General features: G+C 69.4%; 9 protein-coding genes. 7 read left to right on the forward strand and 2 right to left on the reverse strand.

The features are described 5' to 3' along the window. Nucleotides 1–8 precede the first annotated feature (8 nt). Both VKZ87_RS03310 and VKZ87_RS03315 read right to left on the reverse strand, forming a co-directional pair. The gene (locus VKZ87_RS03310) at nt 9–1871 is read right to left on the reverse strand and encodes an AsmA family protein (RefSeq protein ID WP_324219826.1); all 1863 of its coding nucleotides are present in this window, start codon (nt 1869–1871) and stop codon (nt 9–11) included. Nucleotides 1872–1943: 72 nt separating this feature from the next. Continuing rightward, nucleotides 1944–2306: a DUF1428 domain-containing protein gene (locus VKZ87_RS03315; RefSeq protein WP_324219827.1), complete on the reverse strand. Its 363-nt coding sequence runs from the start codon at nt 2304–2306 to the stop codon at nt 1944–1946. 67 nt (nt 2307–2373) lie between these two features. On the opposite strand from VKZ87_RS03315, the gene VKZ87_RS03320 reads away from it, so the two are divergent. The 7 genes from VKZ87_RS03320 to VKZ87_RS03350 all read left to right on the forward strand — a co-directional run bounded on the left by VKZ87_RS03320 (nt 2374) and on the right by VKZ87_RS03350 (nt 6196). Beyond that, nucleotides 2374–2823 carry a MarR family winged helix-turn-helix transcriptional regulator gene (locus VKZ87_RS03320; RefSeq protein ID WP_324219828.1) on the forward strand — a complete coding sequence of 150 codons (450 nt, stop codon included), beginning with the start codon at nt 2374–2376 and terminating at the stop codon, nt 2821–2823. Nucleotides 2824–2868: 45 nt separating this feature from the next. After that, the gene (locus VKZ87_RS03325; protein ID WP_324219829.1) at nt 2869–3336 is read left to right on the forward strand and encodes a VOC family protein; all 468 of its coding nucleotides are present in this window, start codon (nt 2869–2871) and stop codon (nt 3334–3336) included. Between the two features lie 152 nt (nt 3337–3488). Next, nucleotides 3489–3956 carry an Hsp20 family protein gene (locus VKZ87_RS03330; RefSeq protein WP_324219830.1) on the forward strand — a complete coding sequence of 156 codons (468 nt, stop codon included), beginning with the start codon at nt 3489–3491 and terminating at the stop codon, nt 3954–3956. Nucleotides 3957–4087: 131 nt separating this feature from the next. Beyond that, entirely contained in the window at nt 4088–4660 is a 573-nt protein-coding gene (locus tag VKZ87_RS03335) for an Hsp20/alpha crystallin family protein (protein WP_324219831.1), read from the forward strand. 11 nt (nt 4661–4671) lie between these two features. Further along, entirely contained in the window at nt 4672–5094 is a 423-nt protein-coding gene (locus VKZ87_RS03340; RefSeq protein WP_324219832.1) for an ETC complex I subunit, read from the forward strand. After that, nucleotides 5091–5528, forward strand: a complete 438-nt coding sequence (locus VKZ87_RS03345; RefSeq protein ID WP_324219833.1) for a CBS domain-containing protein — start codon at nt 5091–5093, stop codon at nt 5526–5528. Before VKZ87_RS03340 ends, VKZ87_RS03345 begins: the two co-directional genes overlap by 4 nt. A gap of 77 nt (nt 5529–5605) precedes the next feature. After that, on the forward strand, nt 5606–6196 hold the full coding sequence (locus VKZ87_RS03350; protein ID WP_324219834.1) for a sugar O-acetyltransferase: 591 nt from the start codon (nt 5606–5608) through the stop codon (nt 6194–6196). The last annotated feature ends 321 nt before the right edge of the window (nt 6197–6517 follow it).

The raw sequence follows: 6517 nt of genomic DNA on the forward strand, positions 1-6517 counted from the left end.
CCTTCCCGCTATCCGAAGCACGCATTGCCGCCGGCCAGCTGCTGCAGGGCCGGCGGCAGCGCGTCGACGGCGATCTGCGCATCCAGCGCCGGCAGCGTGGCCTGCGCGGTGGTCGGCCGCACGCGGATGGCGTCGAAGCTGCCCTGGAAGCGCAGCGGCACGTCCAGCGCGAAGAAGCCGCTCGCCTTCGTATCCGAGCGCAGCACCACATCCAGCCTCCGCCCGATCAGATCGACGATGCCGCCGCCGCTGAGCTGCGCGCCCGGCGCGTGCAGGCGCAGCGGCGTCAGCGCCACCTCGCCGTTCTGCAGCGTGCCGACGGCCAGCAGGCAGTCGAGCGGCGCCCGGCCGTCGCGGTGGCGGAACAGCGCCCGCAGATCGGTGGAGGCCTGTTCCAGCAGCGCGCGGTCGATGCGGCCGTCCTGCATCACCGTCACCAGATGCCCGCGGCTGACGCGCAGCGCTTCCGCCCAGTTGCGGCCTTGCATCTCGACGAAGGCCCCGGCCGTCAGCCGGCCGGCAATCGGCTCCTCCGCCGCGCCCAGCGCCGTGGCCAGCCGCGCCGCGTCCGCGCCGGCGAGATGGCCCCGCGCGCGCAGATGCGTGATGCCCTTCTCAGCGCGCGCGCTGCCGCTGGCCTGCAGCTGGCCGCCGGCGAAGGCGGCCGACAGGCGCTGCAGCTCGAGCCTGCCGGGCTCCGTGTGCAAGGCCGTCGAGAGATCCGCCAGCCGCCAGTTGCGGTACAGCAGCTTCTTCGTATCGAGTTCGAGCGCGATGCGCGCCGCGGCGGGATCGGCGTCCAGCTGCAGCGACGGTTCGCCGCTGTCCGGCAGCGCGGCGAGCAGCGGATCGAGCGTCAGCTCCGGCATCTGCAGCTTCGCCTCGATGGCGTCGCCCGCGCCGGCCGTGCCTTCGGTAAGCGCCAGCATGCCGGAAACATCCTGGCCGCCGATGGCGCCATGCAGGTCGTCGAGCCGCCATGCATCGCCGTCGCGGCTCAGCCCGCCCACGACGGTCAGCGGCACGGGCAGCGCCATCTCCGCGCCGAACAGCCGCAGCAGCGAGGACAGCAGCCCGGCTTCGAGACTCAGCCGTCCCTGCACCGCGTCGAAATCCAGCGGCCGGTCGATCAGCCCGCCGAAATCGGCGCGCAGGTTGTCGCCCGTGATGGTGAAGGCGGCCTCGAAAGGCTTCGTGGCGTCGCGCAGCACGCTGACCGGCGCGGTGCGGCCCTCCAGCGCCAGCGGCGCATCGTTGTAGCTGCCGGTGATCTGCAGCAGCACGGGCGCATCGCCATCGCGGGCGCGGATCAGCGCGTCGCGCAGGCCGATGCGCAGCCACTGCCCGCTGCTGGTGCGGTAGCGGATTTCGGCATCGCTCAGGGCGAAGTCGCGCAGTTCGGGAAACTGGCTGCGGTTCGCCGGCACCAGCGCGAGTCCGCCCGACGGCGCGGCGTCGCCCAGGCCGTCAAAGCGCCAGTTGCCGGTGCGGTCGGCATCGCGCTCCAGCGTCACGCGCAGGCCGGATGCCTCCAGCCTCCCGTAGCGCAGCAGGCCGCCGGGCAGGGCCGTCAGGTCGATCTCGGCCGAAAGTCGCTCCAGCCGCAGCATGGCGTCGTCGCTGCCGCGTGCCCTGGCCCAGTCGGCATTGGCGACGCGCAGATTGCGGATCTCGAGCTTCGCGGGAAAGCCGGGCCGGAAGGTAATGCTGTCGGCGCTGACATCACGGCCGAGCTGCGACGCGGCAAGGCGGGAGAGCTGCGGCGCGAGATCGCCGCGCGACACCCAGACCAGCCCGGCCGCAGCAGCCAGCAGCACAAGCCCGGCCAGCCCGGCCAGGGTGAGGCCCGATATCAGGGCAACGCGACGCATTTCACAGGTAACATGGCGCGCTTCCGCCGGTTCCGCACGTGACCGATCCGGGGCAGCGCGCCGGCCGGCGGATCAGGCGCTGACGATCGTCCTGAAGCCGCCCCACATCATGCGCTTCACGTCAAAGGGCATGGCGTCCGGGTCGGGGCAGAGCCGGGCGATGCGGGGATCGGCCATCACCTTCCTGTTCACCCGGTCGCGATGGGCCTTCGAGCGGAAGCCGATCCAGGAAAACACCACGGTCTCGCCGGGTTTGAGCCTGATGCCGCGGGGAAAGGGCAGCGCCATCTTCACATTGAGGTCGTCGCCGGCGCATTCGCGGAATTCCAGCGCGCCATGCTCGCGCCAGATCTTTCCCGCCCGCCGCGCCATCCGGCGATAGGCAGCGAGCTTCTTCTTCGGCACCGGCAGAACGAAACCGTCGACATACTGCATGGCGTGTCTCTCCCTCATCGGTACGGAGCGGCTTGACTGAATACGTTGATATCAACATAATTGGCCCATGTCAAAGCCAGCCGCCGCCCTCAGCTACGAGACGACCGCCTATGTGCGCGACCGCTGCCTCTGCCTGCATGTGCAGCGTGCCGCCCGCGCGGTGGCGCGGCGCTTCGACGAGGCGTTGCGGCCGCTCGATCTCACTAACGGGCAGTTCTCGCTGCTGATGTCGCTGAACCGCCCTCGCCCCGCCAGGATGGCCGAGATCTGCAGCCTGCTGGCCATGGACCGCACGACGCTGACCGCGAACCTGAAGCCGCTTGAGCGCCGTGGCCTGCTGCGGGTCGGCAGCGACGAGACCGACCGCCGCCTGCGGCTGCTGAGCCTCACCGAGGCCGGCCGCCGGTTGCTCGCGCGCGCCCTGCCGATCTGGACGCGCACCCATGAAGAGATCGACGCGCTGCTGGGGAACAGCGACATCGATGGCCTGCGCGCGGATCTGCGCGCGCTGGGCTGACTGTCCGATGCAGGTGCCCGAGCCGGGCCGACCAGGGAGATCGCGATGCAGCTGAATGCCTATCTGAACTTCAACGGCAACTGCGCCGAGGCGCTGGACTTCTACGAACGCCATCTCGGCGGCAGGGTCGAGTTCCGCCTGACCTATGGCGAGGCGCCGCCGATGCCGTCCGACCAGGCCGACCAGCCGGGCTGCGCCGGCATGGACTTTCCCGCAGGCTGGGATGCGAAGATCATGCATGCCCGCATGGCGCTGGGAAACACGGTGATCATGGCGTCCGACGTGCCGCCCGCCATGTACCGCCCCGCCGGCGGCATCGAGATGACGCTGAATGTCGACACGCCGCAGGAGGCCGAGCGGCTGTTCGCCGCGCTCAGCGAGGGCGGCGAGGTGAAGATGCCGCTTGCGGAAACCTTCTGGGCGGAGAAATTCGGCTCGGTCACCGACCGCTTCGGCATTCCCTGGCTGATCAACTGCGAAGGCCGCACGAAGCAGGCGACCGCGGCGGAGTAGCCGCGCCCCTCTTGACGCGCCCCTCTTGAATCGGCGCCGTCCGCTTCCAGATGTGTCATGCCGGTGCCCGCGACGGGGCCGGCAGCAGTCAGGGAGCGTGCGCTTCTTGGCCGCGCTCCTCGTATCCATGTTGCTCATCGGAGGATATGGCTATGAGACAGTCCAGCGATCTTTCGCCGCTCTATCGCGCCAGCATCGGTTTCGACCGCCTTTTCGAAGTGCTGCGCGCCGCGCTGGAGCAGACGGCCGAACCGGCCTGGCCGTATTACGACATCCTGAAATACAGCGACGACCGATACCGCCTGCGCATGGCGGTGCCGGGCTTCACCGACGCCGATCTCGAGGTCACGCAGTCCGACAACGTGCTGAGCGTGAAGGGCCGCCGCAGCGATGACGGCGAGGGCGAATTCCTCTACCGCAGCCTGCCGCAGGAGGATTTCGAGCGCCGTTTCGAGCTGGCGGAATACGTGAAGGTGACCGGCGCCGAGCTGGCCAACGGCCTGCTCACCATTTCGCTGGTGCGCGAACTGCCCGAGGCGATGCGGCCGCGCCGCCTGCAGATCCAGACCGGCGGCGGCACCGGCCCGGCCCGGATCACCAGCGAGAAACAGGCGGCCTGACCGCAGCCATCAGGCGCCTTGCCGCCCGCGCATCGCGCCGCGCGTCCGCATGCGCGCGCCGGTGCCGGCGCGGCCTTCGCGCCCGGCCCGGCCGCTTTCCCTCAACCGGACTTGCCGATGGAGGTTCAGTCATGAATGTCCGTGATCTCATTCCCCGCGATCTGTTCTCCCGCGACCTGCTGCCCCGTGACCTGTTGCCCTGGGGCCGCCGGCAGGGCCGGCCGGTTCCCTATCGCGGCGACCGCGAGCCGGCCTGGGCTGCGGAATACAGCCCCTTCCTCGCCCTGCATCGCGAGGTGAACCGTCTCTTCGACGATGTCTTCCGCAGCTTCGACGGCGGCGCCTTCGCGCCGCTGGCCAGCTGGTCCGGCGGCTGGCCGCATGTCGAGATCAGCGACAGCGAGCGCGAGATCCGCATCTGCGCCGAGCTGCCCGGCATGGAGGAGAAGGATGTCGAGCTCCGGCTGGAGGACGACATGCTGGTGCTGCGCGGCGAGAAGCGCGCCGAGCGCCAGGAGGATGACGGGCGGCATTTCAGCGAGCGCTTCTACGGCCGCTTCGAGCGCCGGATTCCGCTGCCGGCCGAGATCGACGAGGAGAAGGTGAGCGCCAGCTTCCGCAACGGCGTGCTGGACATCACCCTGCCGAAGACCGCGCGCGCCGTGGCCCGCTCGCGGCGCATCGCGATCAACGGCCGTCACTGACGGAGGCGGCCATGATGCAGCCTGATGCCGGGGCGGCGATGATGCCGCCCCTCTGGCCGCGCAATGCGCCGCCCGCCGCGTCGGACTTCGGCGACGCGGGCCGCGACGACAGGCGCCCGGTCGTGCATGTCTTCCGGCCCTGCCGCGCGGCGACCCAGTCCGGCCGCGCGCGGGAGGATGAGTGGGTGCTGGAATTCGACTCCGCCGATCCGCAGCGCATCGAGCCGCTGATGGGCTGGACCTCGGCGCGCGATCCGCGGCCGTCGCTCCGCCTGCGCTTTCCCAGCCTGGAAAGCGCCGCCGCCTTCGCCCGGCGCCGCGGCTGGCGGGTGGTGGCGCGGCTGCCGCAGCAGCGGCGCCTGCGGCCGAAAAGCTACGCCGACCGCTTCCGCATGGCCGTCCCGCAGGCCGGCCGATCCGTGTGCGTGCCATGACGATCCGGAAACTGCTGTCCCGCAAGGGCGCCTTCGTTCCCACCATCCGTCCGGATGCGCGGGTGGCCGACGCCATCGAGCAGCTCGAGCTCGACGATGCCGGCGCTCTGGTGGTGACCGATGACGGCCGCAGCATCCGCGGCATCCTGTCCGAGCGCGACATCGTCCGCTTCCTGCGGCAGCGGCCCTGCGAGGAGCTGATGCGGCTGCCGGTCGGCGCGCTGATGCACCGCGTGGTCTATACCTGCGACATCGCCGAGCCGATGACGGCGGCCTACGAGCTGATGAACCGCTGCCGCATCCGCCATGTGCCGGTGACGGAAAACGGCGCGCTCTGCGGCATCGTCACCATGCTCGACGTGGTGAAATACCTGCTCGACGAGGTGCGGCTGGAAGCCGATTCCCTGCGCGACTACGTGCTGCGCCAGGCATGAGCCGCAGACGCCCGGCCGCGGGCTGAACCATTCCCTGCCGGCGCGGTTGATCCCGCACGGGCAACAGGGAGCAGGGCATGAAGGACGATGGCGGGCGGCGGATGGTGCGGCCGGGCAGCGAGACGGCGAAGATGCTGGCCGGCGAGCTCTACGATCCGATGGATCCGGATCTCGTCGCCGCCCGCGCCAATGCCCGCGACCTCTGCCGCGCGCTGAATGCCACCGCCGATGCGGAAGCCGATACGCGGCGGCAGATCCTGCGCGAGCTGTTCGGCCGGGGCGGCGACAGCGTCTGGATGCAGCCGCCCTTCTGGTGCGACTACGGCGCCCATATCGAGCTCGGCGAGCGCGTCTTCTTCAACTTCAACTGCGTGGTGCTCGATGTCTGCCCGGTGCGCATCGGCAGCTTCACGCTGTTCGGCCCCGGCGTGCAGATCCTCACGCCGCTGCATCCGCTGAACGCGGAACAGCGCCGCAGCCGGGAATACGGCAGGGCGATCGAGATCGGCGAGGATGTCTGGGTCGGTGGCGGCGCGCTGATCCTCGCCGGCGTGCGCATCGGCGACCGCGCGATCATCGGCGCAGGCTCAGTCGTGACGCGCGACATTCCGGAGGGCGTGCTGGCAGCCGGCAATCCGTGCCGGGTGATCAGGGAGATTGGGGAGTGATGGCGGAAGCGGCTGGCGTCCCCGGAGAGAGGGGAATAGCCGTTCAGCTATGTTGCTGAAGCGACTCAGAAAAACGGCGAAAACGTTGTACAAAACGCCTGTTGGTCACGATGGACAACATAGCTCAGAGCATCAGGTCCAGTCTAGGTGGGTGCGTAAGGCGAAACCTAGTTCCTACGGCCACGGATAGCGGATATGAACTGTCGCACGTCGATCTCCATTCCATAAAACGACGGCTTGATGTTGATGGCATTGGCAGCACGTCTCCGTCTCAGGCCAACCTCGAAATCATTCAGAGCCTGAAACAGGTCTTTATCACTA

The sequence above is a fragment of the Ferrovibrio sp. genome (assembly GCF_035304305.1).
Classification (GTDB): Bacteria; Pseudomonadota; Alphaproteobacteria; order Ferrovibrionales; family Ferrovibrionaceae; genus Ferrovibrio.

Excerpts from the sequence above, each read along its gene's own strand:
- VKZ87_RS03315 (WP_324219827.1), bottom strand. The coding sequence starts at position 2,306 with ATGCAGTATGTCGACGGTTTCGTTCTGCCGGTGCCGAAGAAGAAGCTC.
- VKZ87_RS03325 (WP_324219829.1), top strand. The coding sequence starts at position 2,869 with ATGCAGCTGAATGCCTATCTGAACTTCAACGGCAACTGCGCCGAGGCG.
- VKZ87_RS03320 (WP_324219828.1), top strand. The coding sequence starts at position 2,374 with ATGTCAAAGCCAGCCGCCGCCCTCAGCTACGAGACGACCGCCTATGTG.
- VKZ87_RS03345 (WP_324219833.1), top strand. The coding sequence starts at position 5,091 with ATGACGATCCGGAAACTGCTGTCCCGCAAGGGCGCCTTCGTTCCCACC.
- VKZ87_RS03350 (WP_324219834.1), top strand. The coding sequence starts at position 5,606 with ATGAAGGACGATGGCGGGCGGCGGATGGTGCGGCCGGGCAGCGAGACG.
- VKZ87_RS03310 (WP_324219826.1), bottom strand. The coding sequence starts at position 1,871 with ATGCGTCGCGTTGCCCTGATATCGGGCCTCACCCTGGCCGGGCTGGCC.
- VKZ87_RS03340 (WP_324219832.1), top strand. The coding sequence starts at position 4,672 with ATGATGCAGCCTGATGCCGGGGCGGCGATGATGCCGCCCCTCTGGCCG.
- VKZ87_RS03330 (WP_324219830.1), top strand. The coding sequence starts at position 3,489 with ATGAGACAGTCCAGCGATCTTTCGCCGCTCTATCGCGCCAGCATCGGT.
- VKZ87_RS03335 (WP_324219831.1), top strand. The coding sequence starts at position 4,088 with ATGAATGTCCGTGATCTCATTCCCCGCGATCTGTTCTCCCGCGACCTG.